Origin of the sequence: Bremerella sp. P1 (assembly GCF_028748185.1) — a bacterium.
Classification (GTDB): Bacteria; Planctomycetota; Planctomycetia; order Pirellulales; family Pirellulaceae; genus Bremerella.
In genome coordinates this window covers 2,609,421-2,627,931 of sequence record NZ_CP118164.1, presented here as the reverse complement: position 1 = coordinate 2,627,931, position 18,511 = coordinate 2,609,421, and the positions used below count along the sequence as shown (strand labels likewise).

The 18,511-nt window shown below is 55.7% G+C and carries 17 protein-coding genes; 8 read left to right on the top strand and 9 right to left on the bottom strand.

The window, feature by feature from the left end; genetic code table 11:
- Window positions 1–158: 158 nt before the first annotated feature.
- Genes PSR63_RS10845 through PSR63_RS10835 form a run of 3 tightly spaced genes read left to right on the top strand, consistent with a single transcriptional unit; the run spans window position 159 to window position 3,952 of the window.
- Complete coding sequence (locus tag PSR63_RS10845; RefSeq protein WP_274333190.1) at window positions 159–1,502, top strand: sulfatase-like hydrolase/transferase; 1,344 nt, start codon at window positions 159–161, stop codon at window positions 1,500–1,502.
- Window positions 1,503–1,546: 44 nt separating this feature from the next.
- A complete protein-coding gene (locus tag PSR63_RS10840; RefSeq protein WP_274333188.1) occupies window positions 1,547–2,884 on the top strand; it encodes a sulfatase family protein in 1,338 nt (445 codons plus the stop codon).
- A 33-nt stretch (window positions 2,885–2,917) separates the two neighbouring features.
- On the top strand, window positions 2,918–3,952 hold the full coding sequence (locus PSR63_RS10835; protein WP_274333186.1) for a leucine-rich repeat domain-containing protein: 1,035 nt from the start codon (window positions 2,918–2,920) through the stop codon (window positions 3,950–3,952).
- A gap of 46 nt (window positions 3,953–3,998) precedes the next feature.
- Here PSR63_RS10835 and PSR63_RS10830 read toward each other — a convergent pair whose 3' ends face one another.
- On the bottom strand, window positions 3,999–4,403 hold the full coding sequence (locus PSR63_RS10830; protein ID WP_274333184.1) for a hypothetical protein: 405 nt from the start codon (window positions 4,401–4,403) through the stop codon (window positions 3,999–4,001).
- A gap of 116 nt (window positions 4,404–4,519) precedes the next feature.
- On the opposite strand from PSR63_RS10830, the gene PSR63_RS10825 reads away from it, so the two are divergent.
- Entirely contained in the window at window positions 4,520–6,019 is a 1,500-nt protein-coding gene (locus PSR63_RS10825; RefSeq protein WP_274333182.1) for a sulfatase family protein, read from the top strand.
- A gap of 127 nt (window positions 6,020–6,146) precedes the next feature.
- Here the strand turns inward: PSR63_RS10825 and PSR63_RS10820 are convergent, their stop codons facing one another.
- The 8 genes from PSR63_RS10820 to PSR63_RS10785 form a co-directional block, all read right to left on the bottom strand.
- Window positions 6,147–6,554, bottom strand: coding sequence for a hypothetical protein (locus PSR63_RS10820; protein ID WP_274333180.1), 408 nt, complete (start codon window positions 6,552–6,554; stop codon window positions 6,147–6,149).
- 43 nt (window positions 6,555–6,597) lie between these two features.
- Window positions 6,598–7,650, bottom strand: a complete 1,053-nt coding sequence (locus PSR63_RS10815; protein WP_274333178.1) for a DUF1559 domain-containing protein — start codon at window positions 7,648–7,650, stop codon at window positions 6,598–6,600.
- A 494-nt stretch (window positions 7,651–8,144) separates the two neighbouring features.
- Complete coding sequence (locus PSR63_RS10810; protein ID WP_274333176.1) at window positions 8,145–8,561, bottom strand: hypothetical protein; 417 nt, start codon at window positions 8,559–8,561, stop codon at window positions 8,145–8,147.
- A 63-nt stretch (window positions 8,562–8,624) separates the two neighbouring features.
- On the bottom strand, window positions 8,625–9,569 hold the full coding sequence (locus tag PSR63_RS10805; protein ID WP_274333174.1) for a DUF1559 domain-containing protein: 945 nt from the start codon (window positions 9,567–9,569) through the stop codon (window positions 8,625–8,627).
- A gap of 478 nt (window positions 9,570–10,047) precedes the next feature.
- Window positions 10,048–10,317: a hypothetical protein gene (locus tag PSR63_RS10800; protein WP_274333172.1), complete on the bottom strand. Its 270-nt coding sequence runs from the start codon at window positions 10,315–10,317 to the stop codon at window positions 10,048–10,050.
- A 183-nt stretch (window positions 10,318–10,500) separates the two neighbouring features.
- Window positions 10,501–11,454, bottom strand: a complete 954-nt coding sequence (locus PSR63_RS10795; protein ID WP_274333170.1) for a DUF1559 domain-containing protein — start codon at window positions 11,452–11,454, stop codon at window positions 10,501–10,503.
- A 203-nt stretch (window positions 11,455–11,657) separates the two neighbouring features.
- The gene (locus PSR63_RS10790; protein ID WP_274333168.1) at window positions 11,658–12,125 is read right to left on the bottom strand and encodes a hypothetical protein; all 468 of its coding nucleotides are present in this window, start codon (window positions 12,123–12,125) and stop codon (window positions 11,658–11,660) included.
- A 34-nt stretch (window positions 12,126–12,159) separates the two neighbouring features.
- Complete coding sequence (locus PSR63_RS10785; protein WP_274333166.1) at window positions 12,160–13,182, bottom strand: DUF1559 domain-containing protein; 1,023 nt, start codon at window positions 13,180–13,182, stop codon at window positions 12,160–12,162.
- Between the two features lie 601 nt (window positions 13,183–13,783).
- On the opposite strand from PSR63_RS10785, the gene PSR63_RS10780 reads away from it, so the two are divergent.
- The 4 genes from PSR63_RS10780 (at window position 13,784) to PSR63_RS10765 (ending at window position 18,441) form a co-directional block, all read left to right on the top strand.
- Window positions 13,784–15,412: an alkaline phosphatase gene (locus PSR63_RS10780; protein WP_274333165.1), complete on the top strand. Its 1,629-nt coding sequence runs from the start codon at window positions 13,784–13,786 to the stop codon at window positions 15,410–15,412.
- Window positions 15,413–15,647: 235 nt separating this feature from the next.
- Entirely contained in the window at window positions 15,648–16,613 is a 966-nt protein-coding gene (locus PSR63_RS10775; protein WP_274333163.1) for a DUF1559 domain-containing protein, read from the top strand.
- A 13-nt stretch (window positions 16,614–16,626) separates the two neighbouring features.
- Entirely contained in the window at window positions 16,627–17,025 is a 399-nt protein-coding gene (locus PSR63_RS10770; protein ID WP_274333161.1) for a carboxypeptidase-like regulatory domain-containing protein, read from the top strand.
- Between the two features lie 36 nt (window positions 17,026–17,061).
- On the top strand, window positions 17,062–18,441 hold the full coding sequence (locus tag PSR63_RS10765; RefSeq protein ID WP_274333159.1) for a YncE family protein: 1,380 nt from the start codon (window positions 17,062–17,064) through the stop codon (window positions 18,439–18,441).
- The last annotated feature ends 70 nt before the right edge of the window (window positions 18,442–18,511 follow it).

The following is an 18,511-nucleotide window of genomic DNA, read 5'->3' as shown; positions in this document are numbered from 1 at the left end:
AACAGGCAGGCAGTTCGATATTTTAGTAAGAGATCACCGCTTCTACTAATTCATTCCCATTGGGGGCTCCAAACGGGGGAGATTTGACCGGCCATTTCCAGTGGAGGATACTAAAAGGCCATCGATATCCTTCCGTTTCCCCCTAGGTTCCACGTTCCATGAATCGTGTTTTAGTGCTGTTGGCGGCTTGTCTGCTGCTTGTAACTTGCTCTTCCGTGTTCGCGGAGGAAAAGCCGAATGTGATCTTCATTCTGGCCGACGACCAAGGCTCGGTCGATGCCGGATGTTACGGATCGAAGGACCTGCACACGCCGCACATGGACTCGCTGGCCGTGCATGGGGTTCGCTTGACGCAGTTTTACTCGGCCGCCCCGGTCTGTTCACCATCGCGGGCCGGAGCCCTGACGGGGCGTTGGCCGGTACGTGCTGGCGTGCCCAATAACTGTTCGTCGAAAAAGGGGGGCGGCGGTGCGCTGCCCAACGAAGAGATCACGCTGGCCGAAATGTTTAAAGACGCCGGCTACACGACTGCCCATATCGGCAAATGGCACGTCGGCTACACGCCGGAGACGATGCCGTTGGCCCAAGGGTTCGACTACTCGATCGGGCACATGGGTGGCTGCATCGACAACTACTCGCACTTCTTTTACTGGAACGGCCCCAACCGTCACGACCTGTGGCGCAATGGCGAAGAGGTCCACGAGGACGGAACTTACTTCCCGCAGTTGATGGCGGACGAAGCTTGTGCGTTCATCGAAAAGAACCAGAACAACCCGTTCTTCATTTATTACGCGATGAACACGCCGCACTATCCCTATCAAGGCGAAGCGAAGTGGCTCGAGCATTTCAAAGAGGTCGAGTACCCGCGGAATCTGTACGCCGCGTTTATCGCCTCGCAAGACGACCGCGTCGGCCAGGTGCTGGCCAAGCTCGATAAGCTCGACCTGCGGAAGAACACCATCATCATCTACCAGTCCGACAACGGTTACTCGACCGAAGAGCGGGCACACTTCGGCGGCGGCAACAGTGGACCGTATCGCGGTGCCAAGTTCAGCATGTTTGAAGGAGGCATTCGCCTGCCTGGCATCATCAGCTGGCCAGGCCAACTCCCTGAAGGAGAAGTCCGCGATCAAATGGCCCATGCGTGCGACTGGATGCCGACCCTGGCCGAGCTAACCGGCGTAAAGCTTCCCGAGACCCACCTCGATGGCCGCTCGATGGTCGCTATGCTGAAAGATGCCGCGGCCCAATCACCCCACTTCAACCATCCGCTGCACTGGCAGGTCGGTAGCGGCAAGAACGCGGCCTGGGCGGTTCGCGCCGGCGATTGGAAACTGATCGCCAATACCCGCGATACCCACGAAGACGCCCAGAACGCATCGTTCAAACTCTTCCTGGCCAACATCACGGAAGATCCCGGCGAACAGACCAACCTCGCCGATCAAAACCCAGACATCGTCAAGCGATTGACGAAACTGCACGACGAAGAGCTCGCGAACTAAGGACAGTATCCACTCCCTATTCTCTTTTCCACACGGCCCCACCCATGAAATCCCTTCTCTCGATTTTCGCCTTACTAACTGTCACAGCATCGATCTTCGCTGCCGAACCGAAGCGGCCGAACTTTCTGATCATCTATACCGATGACCTCGGCTACGGGGACGTTTCGACCTATCACGACTCGGACGTGGCCACGCCCAACATCGACAAGCTGGCCGCCGAAGGGATGACCTTCACGCAGATGCGGGCCAACTGTACGGTGTGCTCTCCTTCCCGTGCGGCGCTGCTCACGGGTCGGTACCCAGACCTGGTTGGTGTGCCTGGGGTGATTCGTACCAAGCCGGACAACTCGTGGGGCTTTCTGAAGCAAGGCGTGCCAACGCTGGCCGACGAACTGAAGAAGCAAGGCTACGCCACCGCGTGCATCGGCAAGTGGCACCTGGGGTTGGAGTCTCCCAACACACCCAACGAGCGCGGCTTCGATCACTTCCATGGGTTCCTGGGCGACATGATGGATAGCTACATCACCCATCGCCGCGAAGGGAACAACTACATGCGGTACAACGATCGTGAAATTGATCCTGAGGGGCACGCGACCGATTTGTTCGCTCAGTGGGCGCATCAATACATCTGTACCCGCGGAGCCAAGAAGGAAGAGCCGTTCTTCCTGTACCTGGCTTTCAACGCACCTCACTTCCCAATCGAACCGCCGAAGGAATACCTCGACGCGGTGAAGAAGGCGAAGCCAGAGCTCGATGACAAACGGGCCAAGAACGTCGCGTTCGTTCAGCACTTGGACGATGCGGTCGCCAAGGTGCTGAAGGCTTTGGATACGTTCGGCCTGGCCGAGAATACGGTCGTGTACTTCGGTAGCGACAACGGCGGCAGCCTGCCCCATGCTCAGAACAACGACCCGTGGCGAGACGGCAAGCAAAGCCACTACGACGGCGGCCTGAAGGTTCCGTTCTTCGTGCGTTGGCCTGGCCACATTCAGCCTGGCAGCACCAGCGACTACCAAGGGATGAACTTTGATGTGTTTCCCACGTTCGTCGAACTGGCTGGCGGTACTCCGGCCGCAGACCTGAATGCGGTGAGCCTCGTGCCACTATTCGATGGGAAACCGATGCCCAAGAAGTCGCGCGATCTCTACTTCGTCCGCCGCGAAGGAGGCCAGCGCTACGGCGGCAAAGCATACCAGGCCATCATCCGCGACGGCTGGAAGCTGATGCAGAACGACCCCTATCTGCCGCTGGAGCTCTACAACCTGAACGAAGATCCGCAGGAACAAAACGACCTGGCCAAAAGCAACCGTCAGAAGTTCCGCGAACTGCAACAAGCCATGCAGAAGCAGATTCAAGCGGCCGGTAGCGTGCCGTGGCAGTAGAAACAATGAGGTACGTACTTTTAGGAACAGAAGATGCGATTTCGTTTCTCACTACTCAGTATTATGGTGGTTTGCCTGGCGGCCACATCGGGTTTTTCACAAGATTTGGGCAAAGCAAAGAACAGCGATGAAGCGGTTGCTGCGCTCGAGAAGATGGGTGTATTCGTCAGCAAGAATTTCCTGACAGAACAAGTCGAGTCGGTCTCCTTTCGAGAGATGCGTTTCGCCCCGAATGATCTTTCCGGGCTCAAACACCTTTCGGGACTTAAAGAAGTATCGTTTGAAGAGGTCGCGTTATCCGGAAGAGATTTGAAAGCTCTCGCCGAGGCCAAATCGATTCGCGAGATTAGTTTCACCGAGGTCGCTGTTACGGACAAAGATCTTGTGCCGCTTGCCTCGCTGAAAGACTTGATGAGTCTGTACTTCTACGAGTGTCCGATCCAAGGAAGAACGCTCGGCAAGTTTCCGAACGTGGAACGGCTGCACGTCCAGCTATTGTCCTTCGACGATGCAGGCATGAAACAAATCGGATCCCTGAAGAAAGTCTGGAGTCTGACGCTGGCCGAGACGAAGCTGACCAACCGAGGTGCGACGAATCTCGAGGGGCTTAAGGACCTCCAGTTGTTGACGTTGAGCGACAACAACATCAGTGACCCCGCGATCGAGGCCTTGAAAGGGTTAGAAAAGCTGAGCTCGCTCAGCGTGAACAATACGAACGTGGGAGACAAGGGGCTGCAAGCGCTCACCGGTCTGAAAGAAATCGATCTCATCTCAGCGGAGAGCACCAAGATTACGGATAAGGGACTCGATGCTTTACTTGAACTTCCAAAGCTCAGATACCTTTACCTCGACAACAATAACATCACCGACGAAGGCCTGAAGACGCTTTGCAAGATCAAGACGCTCGACAACCTGCAGCTCGACGATACGAAGGTGACCGACGCAGGTCTTCCAGCGGTCCTTGATTTGCCGGAGCTAACCATCCTGATGGTTCAAAGAACGGGAGTCACCAAAGCAGGGGCGGATGAACTGTGGTCGAAGAAGATGAATCTGCGGATTACCTACTGATCTGCCTCGATTGCTGGAATCGCATGCAGTCGAAGATTGCCAGCGATCACGTGCCGGCATCAAGATCGATCGCATTCAAAATCTGGCAAAGCGTGATTAAGACTCCCACGACCAGGAACAAATAGAACAAGAACGCCAGCGAGAACGTTCCTTTCTCTGGCGGCGGGCTATTGCGATAGGCATAGCTAAGCAGGATCGCGATTCCACCTAGATAGGCTGGCATCAGCGAGACCGCGTAGAAACTGGGGGTGGGTATAAAGCCCTTGCCGATCAACGCGGCGGTGATCAGCCAGCTCAGCACATAAAAGCCAGCCACCACGCATGCCCAGCCATACAGATTGGCTTCCGGCTGCCGCAAAATAGCTAGGCCAATGCTCAAAAGGCCAATCAAAATGCCCAGAAAGAACGCCAGGAGTACGGTTAAAAAGTAGACGCTCAATAGTCCGTCCATGTTTCATGAAAAGGAGCGGTTTAATCGCCCAGATTTGACCCTTCCGACGCCATCAAGGATACTGATCCTAAAGCTCATAACCCACCTCAGTCCTCCACTCAAGCGCGGAAAATCTCATGCCTCGCATCTCTTTCTTCCTTTCGGCCTTGCTGCTGTGCGCTATCGCATTGCCTGCCTTGGCCGACGATCGCCCGAACTTCATCATCTTCATTGCCGACGACGTCAGCTGGAACGACTTCGGTTGTTACGGCAGCGAAACGGCTCGTACGCCGAACATCGATGCCTTGGCGGCCAGCGGGATGAAGTTTACCAACGCGTATCTCACCGCCAGCAGCTGTAGCCCCAGCCGGTGCAGCATCATCACCGGTCGGTACCCGCACAACAACGGGGCAGCCAGCGAACTGCATCGTCCATTGCCGGCGCACCTGGTCAAGTTCCCCAAGTTGCTCAAAGAAGCTGGTTACTACACGGCTTTGGCAGGCAAGGACCACATGCCGCAAGACAACGCCGACGAGAAGGCCGTTTGGGATGACAAGCGGGGGACGAACGTTCCTGGCAACTCTGGCGGGGAAGGGCATTGGGTTGATGTCGTTCAGAAGCGTCCCAAGGACAAGCCGTTCTTTTTCTGGTTCGCAGCGACCGATGCCCACCGTGGCTGGGATGCCGACCGCCAGTGGCAGGCCGACAACTATGGACCGAAGCACAATCCCGACGACGTAAAGGTCTCGCCCTACATGCGGAACGAGCCCGCCACACGCGACGACCTGGCTTCCTACCACAACGAGATCACTCGTTTCGACTATTACATCGGTCAGGTCTGCGAAGAATTGAAAGCCCAAGACGCGTTCGACAACACGCTAATCATCGTGATGGCCGACAACGGTCGTCCTTTCCCACGTGGCAAAACGCGTGTGCACGATAGCGGCATGAAGACCCCGTTCGTCGTCAGCTGGCCCAAGGGGATTGAGGACGCCGGCGCGACCAACAACAAGCTGGTTAGCGTGATCGACATCTGTCCAACATTCCTGAGTCTGGCTGGCGTGAAAGTGCCTGAGCAGGCCCAAGGGGTCAGCTTCGCTCAGCTGCTGGAAAACACGCAAAACCTGTCGGAACGCGGCTACGCTTTCAGCGAGCACAACTGGCACGACTACGAAGCCCATGGCCGCGCGGTCCGCAAAGGTCAGGGGATCCTCTACATCCGCAATGCTCGGCCTGAGAAGGCCTGGCTTGGTCCGGCTGACTCGGTCAGTTCTCCTTCGCACAAAGATATCGTCGACGCGAAAGATAAACTGACCGACGCCCAGGCCGACGTGCTGTTGGCACCTCGTCCTACGGAAGAACTGTATGACACCAGCAAAGACCCACTGCAAGTGAACAACCTGGTAGGCAGCCAGGAGTATGCCAAGCACCTGGTTGAAATGCGGCAGGTCATGGACAAGTGGCAAAAGGAAACGGGCGACAGCGTCCCGGAAAACTACACCACCGACTTCTACGACCGCGAGACCGGCTACATCGACAGCAAGACGGGCGAGCGCATCAAGGGGAATCGCCCCTACGGTGATTGGTCTGGCAAAGAGTATAACGCCGACAAGATCAATGCCAGCGGACTGAAGTAGCAATCAGTGCGATTGTGAGCACGGTTCATCCCGTGCGTGCTAATGAAAAGAAAAAGGGCCCTCGCGGAGAAGCAACCGCGAGAGCCCTTTTAAGTACCACCTTCTCTGTTCCAAAAAGCGGTGGACTTTACAGTTCGATCTCGACGTGGTTTTCGCCATCGGGGTCGATGGTCACGACGATCTCTTTGCCCCGGTACTCCTTAAGTTGAGGAGCTGGGGCTTCTTTCGAGGTTGGCTCGCTTGGTTTGGCGTCGGTCGCCTTGCGGCCGCCGAGGACTTTCACCGTATGTTGCCCTGGGGCAGCACCAGGCTTGCCGGTCGAGTAGTACAGCTTGAAGTTGCCTTGCTCGTCCGACTTGCCATACGACGGAGCGCCCGCGGTTTGCGGCTCGAACTCGAGGTTCGCATCGACAAAGGGGACGCCGTCTTTGGTGATCGTGCCATCAACGGCATGCAGCTCTTGGCCCGAGCCAGAAAAGCAGCCTGTCGCTGACAATGCCAAAACCACGCAAGTGGATAATAGGAATCGATTCATCACATTCACCTTGAATAAAGCTACGAGTTAGATCCAACCGGGCTTAGAACTCGCCGAGGACGTTGCCGTCGGCACGGTTGGCCAGGTTACGCAGCGTTTCCAACGTGATGTTCTCGCTGACAAATCGCGTCGATCCATCGCCCAAAACAAACAGGGCACCGCCGGGGTGGGCGGACGTGAAGATCGTATGGTGGCCCGAGCGGCCTCCCTTGTTGGGATCGTTACCGGTTCCCAGTGGGTTGTTGTATCCGCTGGTGTGTGAGTAGTTGATACCAACCCGGATGGACGAATGTCCTTCCCAGTTGCCGTACCACGAACCGTTTCCATTGTGACCGCCGCCACCGCTCCAGGCACCGCCACGGTGTCCGTACTCGCGAGAATCATGGAAGGTGACTTCGCCGGTCGATGTATTGAGCGAACGGATGAAGTTCGACTGCTCGCCCACGGCCAACGTGTTGCTCGTACCGTCGGTGATGTCGCGGAACGAGGTCGTGGTCGGGTTGCGGCTGTCGATCGCCACAAAGATACCGTTGTAGTCGTTCATCCCGTGGTAGCCGTACCAATGCGATGGGGTCGCACCAGACATGTTGTAACCGCCACCCACGCCAACGTAGTCGGCACGTTGGTACTGAACTTCCGCTGGTGCACCATCATTCTGGGTCGCAATGCTGGAAGTCTGCGTCAGGAAGCGGTCCATCGGGTTGGAAGGGCAGTTCAGCGAATCGACATACAGAGTCGTCGTGACGCGCCAGTTACGATCGAAGCCAATCCCCGTCCAGTCGCTTTGGAACGTGCACTGGTCGTAGGCGGCCGATTGCTCGATGAACGGCCAGATCCGCACCAACCAGCTTGCAGGCCGGTTCGTGTTGTCGACGTACGAGACCATCGGAAAAGCGCCGTTGGTGTCGTGATAGTTGTGCAGGGCCAAGCCAAGCTGTTTCAGGTTATTGCTGCACTGCATGCGACGTGCAGCTTCGCGAGCCTGTTGCACGGCAGGCAGTAGCAGTGCGATGAGCACGCCAATAATGGCGATCACCACAAGCAATTCGACCAAGGTAAATGCAGAACGAGTTGAACGTTCCAGTTTCGTTTTCATCTCTCGAGTGCTCTCTGTTCCAGGCAGGAAAAAAATGGAGGAAGTATCACCACATCAGACCGTGTGAAGTGGTCTAGGAATGGTGGTATACCGGGATATCAGCAAAGCTTAGACCGATTTGCGCATAGTTCTAGGGCGAATCAGGCGGGAAAATTTCATTTTGGGCGGAAAAAGCACTTAAGGGGCAATAATGTTTCGGTATCGTCGATATTAGAAGGATAGTGGACGCATTGTTTCAATTGCGACTTCTACGGTCTGTCGGTAGGAATTTGCCTGGGTGGCGCACCTGAAGTGCTGTCTGTCGAAGAAGCAGGCGAACTGCTGCGAAGAATCAAAGCAGTTTCAAACCGCCTATTCCAGTGGGCATTTCATTCCAGCCACGCCTTTTCTCACCGGGAATATCCGGCTCGAAGCGCATAAAAAAAATGGCCTCGCGACAAGTGTCACGAGGCCATTTAGGTTTTCGCGAAATGCTATCCCAAGATCGGGTCGGACTACGCTTTCGACTTCGAGATCTCCAAGTCGACCGTATTACTACCGGGAGTAATATCAACTTGAATGATCTCTTCGTAGTACTTCTCTGGGAATGGAAGCTTACGCTTCTTGCCGGGGGCAGACGGTGCAATCTCGGGCGGGACAAGCTTCACGTCGCACGCTCCGACGCGGACGCCGTTGGTCGAGAGGGAGTAGACCGCTTCATATTGTCCCGACTCGTCGGTAACCGCGGTGCTGCCACGGACACCCTTGGTGACCGGGTCGAACTCGAGTTTAAGTCCGGCCCTGGCAGGCTGACCGTCCACGTACACTGTTCCCGTTACGCTTCCCATATCGACCTGGGATGTCGGACCGCAGCCGACAGCAGCCAGCGAGATCAGTAAAAGGCCAGGGGCCATCCATCGGTAATTCAACATGATTATTAACACTCTGGTCTAAAGTCTATGGATCGATAACAAAAAGCGAATCATGGCTGGGAACTACGGCAGACTTACCGTTTGTCCGTCGTCGCGAACGCCGAGCAACTGATACACGCCCATGCCTGATGCGTTGGCGTAGATGTCGGCATGAACCGAATCACCACCGAACCATCCATTGGAAACGCCGTTCTTATCGAACTCGATATGCTCGGAAATGAACTGCACCGAGCCATCGCAAAAAGCGAAGTAGGCTCCCTCGGTATGAGCACTGGTGAAGCCCCAATGTGCTGTCGCGTTCATTGGAAAGGAAACGCAACGCGATAGCGTATTCTGACGTTCCAGGTAGCCGTTACCAGGTGTTCCGGCCCAGAAAGCCCAACCGCGCGGACCCGACTCCCAACCACCAGCCTTGGCCGAAGCTTCACCGATAGCGAACGTATTGGAGAGACCATCGGTAATGGCCGAGAACTCCAAACCTACTTTGTTGACGGCACCGGTGTTGGCTGCCTTGTCGGCGTCCCAGCCTGCCTGACCATAGCCTCGGCTGGCCGCGTAGCTGATCACGCCATACAGCACCGAGTTGTGTTCGAAGGTCTCGGGTGCGGTCGTCGAAGGACATCGCAAGTTCGGCAGGACCGTAGCCAGGGCCGCGGTGGCATTCGTGCCGGCCGTTCCATCGACGGCTTGAGGGAAAGTATTCGAGTTAACGCCGACCGCTTCACTCAGGTTGTCCTGTTCCATGAACGGCAAGAGTTGAGCAGCCCAGCCCCAGAAGGTGTTGTCTCTGCGGTAGGCCGGCAAAGTCGAGAACGTGTCGTGATAGTTGTGCATCGCCAAGACGCTCTGCTTCAGATTGTTGCGGCATTGGATTTTGCGAGCCGCTTCACGAGCCTGTTGAACAGCGGGCAGAAGCAGAGCAATCAACACACCAATAATGGCAATGACGACCAACAATTCGACCAAGGTAAACGCCGAACGGCCGGACGAAGATCCTTTGGTAAACATCACAAATCACTTTCGAAATTGGGTAGGAAGAATCGAGGAAGACAATCCAGGCGTTGAGTTGCTGAAGGCGGAACTCGCCGTGGCGTAGCGGGATATCAGCAAGGTAGAGACCGAAACGCGGGTCGTCCTAGGGCGAAACGGGCGGACCTGGGGCAGATCGGGTGGCGATTGGCTGTAATGAAAGAAAAGATGCCGTTCAGCAGTCTTTTAGATGCAAGAATGGACTAGTATTTCGTATTGCGCCTTACCGAGGGTACAAGGTGTTTAAGCGCAGCGTGAAGAATGTGTCAGTGATTTAGGCACGCCGACGCATGGGGACAAGGCAAGCCCTTGGTATCGGCCTCCGCCTTGGGAAGTAAAAAGGTCCCCCCGCAACAAGGGTCGCGAGGGAACCTGGCTCTCTGTTCCATTTGTTGGTAGCGAACGGGACCCAGTGAGTCGCGTTCGATGTGTTTCATCTTCTTAACGTCGCAGACGCTTATAACTCGAAGGTGAATTCATTCACGGGCTGTGAATGGACTTCAGCCGTCAAGTCACTCGTGTCCGGCGATGCGTATTTACTTGGCAAGCCTTTGGGAAGTTTGGGAATGACCGGCATTCCGCCTGCCCCAGGCTCATGCGATGTATTGGGCGGAGAGATCGCAACCTTGTAGGTCGCCTCGGGAATCTTCGTATTACTTACGAAAGTCCCATCGGGGTTTAGTTCGCAAGTGATGCCGACACCCAGGTCAGGATTGTGAAACTTCACGTTGGCATCCGTGAGAGGTTTGCCATTGAGAGTCACTCTTCCCGCAACGGTTCCGCCCGAATTGGAATCGCTAGAGCAACCGATCATCGCAGCCACTCCCAGAAGTAGGAGTGAGCAAGCGACGTTCGATCGCGAGATGAAAATTGCTTTGTGGATCATATAGGTAGTTCTCTGCTATTAGGCCTAGTCGAACTTCACGACTTCACCATCACTCTTGAGTGCCAACAATTTGAAATTGTTGAGATCGATCGTTTCTGCAATGAAACGAACCGATCCGTCGGCCAGCAAGATGTTGATGCCGCCAGGATGAGCGGAGGCGAGGATGGTTGAGTTGATATAGCTGTAGCCGCAATCCCAAGGATCGGGACATGTCGCGTTCGGACCATATTGAATAGGAACGATGCCCGACATGATGCCGTACTGCGAACCGGTTTGGCTGAGGTTGCCTGGGCCTTCCCAGCCAGCATGGTAACCGCCTGGCGACATCGTCTTGCCTTCCGCGAAAGGCCATGATCCGAGGCCTGAACCGGTGTACTTCACACGTTCCGATTGTTCGCCAACGATCATCGTGTTGGAGGTACCATCGGTAAGTTCGGCCAGCTTCACCTTCTTGTTGACCGAGAACGGTCCGTTGTCACAGTTCCAGCCATAGAACTTCTGGCACGTTCCCACGCTTGTGCCGACCGCGCCGCTCACGCCCATGTAGTGATGGTACTGATACTTCAGTCCGTTCCAGCCAGGATTCATGTTCGGATCCAATGGGCTCGACGGGCAGACAAACGTATCGACGGCCGTCCCGCTCAACAGCGGAGTATTCGCGTTGTTTTGATCACCTCGAAAGGTAGCTGAGAAGTCGAGCTGATCGTACAGATTGTTTTGTTCGATGTACGGAAGTACGCCGACGCGCCAATTGTGTTGTTCCAGCACGCCCATCGGCAATGCCCGAAACGTGTCGTTGTAGGTATGCAAAGCGATACCGAGTTGTTTGAGATTGTTCGTGCATTGCATTCGCCTGGCAGCTTCTCGAGCTTGCTGAACGGCAGGCAACAGCAAGGCGATCAACACCCCAATAATGGCAATTACCACCAACAGCTCAACAAGCGTGAAGCCAAGGCGTTTCCGAAGCGGACGCTTCATCAGGAGGGCCTCCAATTAAGAAAGAAGTAAGAAAGTATGTACGTCGAAGTGACGCTTAGGGGATGTATCAAGCAACATCTGGCTGGCGATCCCTCTTCCGCCTTCAACGCTTCGGTTGAGGCGTAAAAAAGGACCCCCGCGACACAGGCGTCGCGAGGGTACCCAGCACTCTGTTCCATTTGTATGTCTTGAACAGGACCTGGTTAGTCGAGTTCGATAACGACGTGGTTGTCTTCACCCTCTTTAACGGTTGCCGGAATTCCTTCGATGGATTTCGGACCTCCGCCGCTGCGGCTACGACGGCCGGCAGCTTCCGGATTGGCGACCGGGGCTAACACCGTTTCGCCTTCGATCGGATCTTCGACAGGCTCTTCTTCGATTTCCGCACCATTGGTGCTTCCACCGATCACGGTAACCTTGTGATTGCCGATCACCGCACCAGGCTTACCGGTCGAGTAGCGAAGCTTGAAGTTGCCTTGCTCGTCCGATTTGCCGTAGGAAGCGGCACCAGGCCCTTCCGGGTAAAACTCAAGTTGGGCACCAACGAAGGGAACTCCGTTCTTGGTGATCGTTCCGGTAACGCCCTCGAGGGCAGGTCCCGATTCGCTACATCCAACCAGTAAGACCGTGGCCAAGAGCGTGATCGCTGCCAGGGATCTTCGAATCGTCATAGGTCTACGTCCTTAGATATCTGGAGTGATTCGATTAGTACTCGCCAACAACACGGCCATCGGCACGGTTGCCCAGGCTGCGGAGCGTGTCGAAGTTCATATGTTCGCTGACGAATCGAGTCGAGCCATCGGCGAGGGTGAATAAAGCTCCGCCTGGATGTGGCGAGCAGAATGGCGAGTGATGCCCACGGCGACCGTACCAGTAGTCACCAATCCCGTGCGGGCTGTGATTGCCCGAGGCGACAAAGTTGATACCAACGCGGAAGGAGGAGTGACCGTTCCAGTAGCCGTCACTGGTCTCACCGCCGCCGCCACCACTCCAGGCACCACCGTGCCAGCTGAAGTCGCGGTAATCTTTCTTCACGACGTTGCCGCTACCATTGTCGATGCGGACGTAGTCGGACTGTTCGCCGATTGCCAGCGTGTTACTGGTTCCGTCGGTGATGTCTTTGAACGCGGTGACCTGCGAGTTCTTCGAGTCGGTGGCGATGAACACACCGGAGTAGTCGTTACGGCCGTGGTAGCCATACCAGTGCGATTTGCCGTCGCCGTACGTTCCGCCCACGCCGCAGTAGTCAGCGATTTGATATTCGACCGTCGAAGGAGCGCCATCACTGGTCATTTCGCTACCGGCCGATTGCGAGTGGAAGCGATCCATTGGGCTGGAAGGGCAGTTCAGTCCTTCCACAAAGAGGTTAGTTGTGACGCGCCAGTTGCGGTCGAATCCGCGGCCAGACCAGTCACTACCGATAAACGTGCACTGCTCGTAAGCTGCCGATTGTTCGATGAACGGCCAAATTCGCACGAGCCAACTAGCGGGTCGCTCGGTCGGATCGGTGATAAAGTGAGCGATCGGAAACTCTTGGTGCGTATCGTGATAGTTGTGCAGTGCCAATCCAAGCTGTTTGAGATTGTTGCTGCACTGCATACGTCGGGCAGCTTCACGAGCTTGCTGGACGGCAGGCAACAGCAAGGCGATCAGCACACCAATGATGGCGATCACTACTAGTAATTCGACAAGGGTAAAGCCGCGATGCTTCGAGAGCCGGCAATTCATCAGGAGGGCCTCCAATTAACGAAAGGAAATATAAGAACAAATATGCCTCAAACTGACTGTTCCGCGATATCACCGAGATATATCGGGATATCGATTTCAAGCTAGGCAAAGGCAAAGGCCGTGCCATCCCGTAAAAAGAGCACTCATCAAGTCCTTGCTGATTTATCAGAATCCCTTGGTTTTTCGAAGTTTGGCAGATTTTTGTATATTTTGACGCGGGACACCAAGCACCCCAGAGGGGTGAATAGAAACTATCCATCTCTATTCTTTTTTGCACAATCTGATGGCAGGCCTGCTCAGAACGCTAACAGGCAATTCCTTAACCATCCACGCCATCGGTGGTAGGTCGATCAATTGAGAATCCTTCTAATTCTGGGCAGCGACTAACCCATAGGGTGGATGAAGCAGAGATTAATGGTTCGAGTCGGTCGTTCCTCGTCCCGATCGACCCTCATGCGCAAGAGAAAAAGATCTCAAGCGTCCTGCGCATTCGGAAGGATCGTCTGCGCTATAAGGGGTTTATTCATCGAGTCTTTGCAGGTTCAATAAAGGTTCAAGACGCGTTTTCCTCCCTCCCTGAAATTCCCGCCGAGACCCGCTTGTGTTCAAGATCTTTCCTGCGATTTGTGTAGCTGCCCTTAGTCTGCTGCTTGTGAACATGGGACACGCCGAAACGCTCGAGCGCGTTCCGGTCTCCACGCTGCAGCAGAATAATGCTGAGACAAATCGTCCCAACGGCATCCATTGGGGACCCAACGAAGAAAAGTATTCGAGTTGGGGCAATCACTCGAACCGCTTGATCCCGATCTACACGTTTGGCATCGACCTGGATGGTTTTGGGGGTGCCGACAGTATCTATCGAAGTGAAGAGAAACTCACAGAACTGTTCGATTACCTGCCTGCGCAAACAGTCAATTCCCAGGCCGAATACTTAGACCAGACCGACGTCTATCGTTTGCAGAAGAAAGCCGTGGCCAGTGGCAAGAAGCGGGTCATTCTGTTCGTTTACGATGGCATGGACTGGCAAACGACTTGGGCAGCCGCCATTTCCAAGTCGGGCAAGGTTGGCTATCGCGAAGGTCGCGGGACCGGTTTGCATTTCCAAGACTACCGCGGCGTGAAGACCGACTTTGGGTATTTCGTCACGACTCCGCATAACAGCGGGACCGACGTCAATGTCGATCGCCAAATCGTGACTTCCCCCGGCGGGAGCACCAAGGGCGGTTACGACGTGAGCCAGGCGGGCGAATTTCCCTGGAGCGTTCCCGCCGACGCGAACTATCCAATCGCCAAGGGAAAGAGCATCGTTCACGCGTTTACCGATTCCGCGTCGTCGGCTACATCGATGACGGCCGGCATCAAGACGTACAACAACTCGATCAACGTGAACTACATGGGTCGCGAAGTCTTGCCCATCGCGCGTCAGCTTCAAGCCGACGGATGGAAGGTGGGGGTGGTAACAAGCGTTCCCATTTGCCATGCCACACCAGGGGCGGCCTACGCCAACAACGTTCATCGCTACGACTATCAGGACATCACCCGCGACATGATTGGACGTCCATCGGTCTACCACCCCGGCGGTCTCCCCGGACTCGACGTGTTGATTGGCGGAGGTTGGGGTGACCAAAAGAAGAAGGACGGAAAGCAAGGTCAGAACTTCGTGCCTGGTAATCCTTATCTGACCGAAGAGGATCAGCTGGCGATCGACGTTGCCCACGGCGGCAAGTACGTCATCGCGCAACGAACACCAGGTCGCAGTGGTAAGCAGGTTCTGGAAGAAGGGACCACCGCGGCGATCAAAGAAGGTCATCGCTTGTTCGGTTTCTTTGGCGTCGGCGGCGGTCACTTGCCGTTTCAAACGGCCGACGGAAAATACGATCCGGTTGTCAGTGCCAAGAGTTCCGGTCCGGTGGCCGCCGAGAAGTACAGCGAAGCAGATGTTCGCGAGAACGTCACGCTCGCCGAGATGAGCATCGCGGCTCTCGACGTGTTGGAAGCGAAGGGTCAGCCATGGTGGCTGATGATTGAAGCGGGCGACGTGGACTGGGCTAATCACTCGAACAACATTGACAACTCGATTGGAGCCGTGCTTAGCGGGGACCAAGCCTTTCACCAAGTGACCCAATGGATCGAAAAGCATGGTGGCTGGGACGAAACGTGCCTGATTCTGACGGCCGATCATGGTCACTACCTGATCATTGAAGATCCCAAGGTATTAACCGGCGAGTAACGACGCCCTGCGAGCAAACTCGAAACGATCCAAGCCCCGGCGGCCTTTCCGCTGGGGCTTTTGTTGTTCTTGGCAGCCGTTACTGGCCTGGGAACTGAACCTCAAAATCACTCCTCGCGTAAATCTTTCAAGAATGTACTTGCAACAGACTTGCAAAACAAATAAAGTCGCAAGTGGCATTTAGTCGTGCATTGTTTCGCACGGCGTTGGTTATCCGCGAAGGGGAAGAATTTCAATGCGTTCACGACATGCGTTCACGCTCGTCGAGCTGCTGGTGGTCATCGCCATCATCGGTATTTTGATTGCCTTACTGCTGCCGGCCGTGCAACAAGCACGCGAGGCGGCTCGTCGAATTCAATGCCAGAACAACCTCAAGCAGTTGGGACTGGCTATGCACAACTATCACGACACCCACAGGAAGTTTCCGCTCATTTCATCCACCAGTACGGGCTTCTCGACCCAGGCGCAGATCTTGCCATTTATCGAGCAAGGCAACCTGCACGATCTGATCGACTTCAGCGAGCCGCTCATGCTAGGTAGTGGCCCGTGGGTCACGTTGAACCCTGTGCATGCTGGCATTCAAGCTCGTCCACTCGAGATGTTTTTGTGCCCATCCGACAGTGGTGACCCCCTCACATACGACGGGACCGATACGTGGGCCGGCACCAACTACATGGTCAACGTGGGAAGCGGCGACGGGCTGAACTACTGCGAAGCCTGCGATCCGAACGGTCTGTTTTGGCGGGGTAGTAATACGGCGTTTCGCGACATTACCGATGGCACCAGCCACACCATTTTGATGGCCGAAACGTTGTTTGGTGGTCGCGATCAGGTTTCAACGACGGTGCTGACCGACCCACAGCGGCAGATCAAGCGGGTCAGTGGGGGCGCGCCGGGATCGAAGACGGCCGAAGATATCGATGCCGCATCGGCTTCCAGCTACAGCGGAACGCGGGCCGGCTCGTGGATTCGGACGACCGGTTATCACATCACGATCAACGGTTTCTATCCACCCAACAGCCGCAAGCCTGATGCCTCGCATCACGGGTACATCGTTTCCAGCAGCCGCAGCGATCACCCCGGAGGAACGCAAATCGTGCTCGCCGATGGAAGCGTCAGCTTCGTGACCGAAACAATCGATCTATCCACCTGGCGAGCTCTGTTCAGTCGCAGCGGTGGCGAAGTACCTCAGCCCTATTAAGTAACCAACGACCATGCATCGCTTTGCACCCACACAGTGGACACTGCTCGCCTTCGTACTGATCGGTTGCGGGCCACCTCCCACAATTCCCGGAGGCACGCCTGGCAAGCTGCATAGTGAAGGTGAGCCTCTGCGTGAAGTTCGCTTGACCGTCTACGACCACGACGGCCACCCCCAGGCATTCGCCGTGAGCGATCGCCAGGGGAACTTCCAGCTTCGCAAGGAGGCGACGCTGGAAGGCGTTCATCTGCCACCAGGCAGCTACCGCGTAACGATTGAATCGGCTGGCGAGTTCCGCATGCTCTGGCCCAAAGCCTACCGCTCGCCGGACAAGTCTCCCTTAAAAATCGATTGGACGGCAGAACAAACCGAGATCGATCTCGATGTGCCTGCTCCGAAGTTAGCGCTTTAAATACCAACTCAAATCCATCACCTAAGAATGAAAACGATGACTCAGAAACGACTGCTCTCGAACTTGCTTGTGATCCTTGTCCTGCTGATTGGCACCGCGCCGATTCAAGCCGAACATTCCCATAACACGCCCATCATGCGAATTGTCTGGCAGGACCGCGAAGCGAAGACACTCCGTTGGGGTCAGTTCTCCCAGGGCGACTCGCAGATCGAGTTCACCAAGCACGATTCCATTGAAGGCTTCCCGCAGCTCGATACCAAACGGAATGAACTGGTTCAGATGGAGCGTATCGGCCGTGTGGTGGTCGTGGGGATTCGAGACGATGACGATGGCCAGTATCAAAGTGGATGGGCGGCACTCGACATGGGTGTGCGGAGCCATTCGCACGGCGATCACGACGACCATGTCTACCGCGAACCACCCCACGTGCTTGCCAGCGTGGTCGATCAGTCGCAGGGAAACCCGGCTCATCTGTATCAATACGACGGCATGTTTTACCTGGCCAACGACAAGCTCAATGGCTTCACCAAGCTCGATCCACTGCACCTGCTGCGGCAAGATGATCAGCAGCACGGTCACTTTTATCGCGGCGGTGGTGGACACATCACGTTGGCGACCGTCGGAGGAAAGATCGCTTACTCGACGTGGGCTGCTCGTGATGAAGAGAACAACGGCCGCATCGATGTGAGTGACCTAACCAAGTCAGGCGAAGACGCAATCGCTTATTCGTACCAGCTGCCGGTCGGAGGTCTCCATGGTGCGACGGCCGCCGGACGCCGTGTCTTCTTCGCGCCTTCGGATGGGATCTATTACATCGATGCCGATGTGAACTTGAAGCATTCCGCTGAAAGCATCGAGATGCATCATCTGTCTCTGGGAAAAGATGAGCAGTCCGATAAGCCGAATCGTACCGGTGCATTCACTACGCATCGCGATTGGGTGCTTTGCACGACCGGCAAGCACGCCGCGGCGGCGCTCTGTCTGATCGATGCATCCGCCGAAGCGCCTTCGGTCATCAAGTTGCCGATTGACACGCTGGATGGGCTTTCGCTCACGACACCCACAGCCGTGGTGACCGCAGCCGGCAAGAATTACGCGTTTCTGTTCCAAGATCGGAAAGAAGGGGATCTTGCCGAACAGTTGGTAATCGTCGATCTCGATCCCAACGCCGACCGCGACCTGAGTGATGCCCAAATGGTGAAGCAACTACCGATCGGACCGAGCCAGGTCACGGGTCACTATGGCCATCACGAGATCGATTTCGATGCCGACGGCCGCTGGGCCGTGGTTACCAACCCAGGCAGCGGCAAGCTGCAGCTTCTATCCCTTGCCGATCTCGAATTTCACGGCGAGTACGAAGTCGGCGGCATGCCGACCAAAGTGCTGTGCGTAGGTGGCAAACCGACGCATCACTAAGCAGGCAATGTGGCGAGAGTGCAGAAACGAGTGGTTTCCCCAACGGGGATGTGGGGGGCCACTCGTTTCT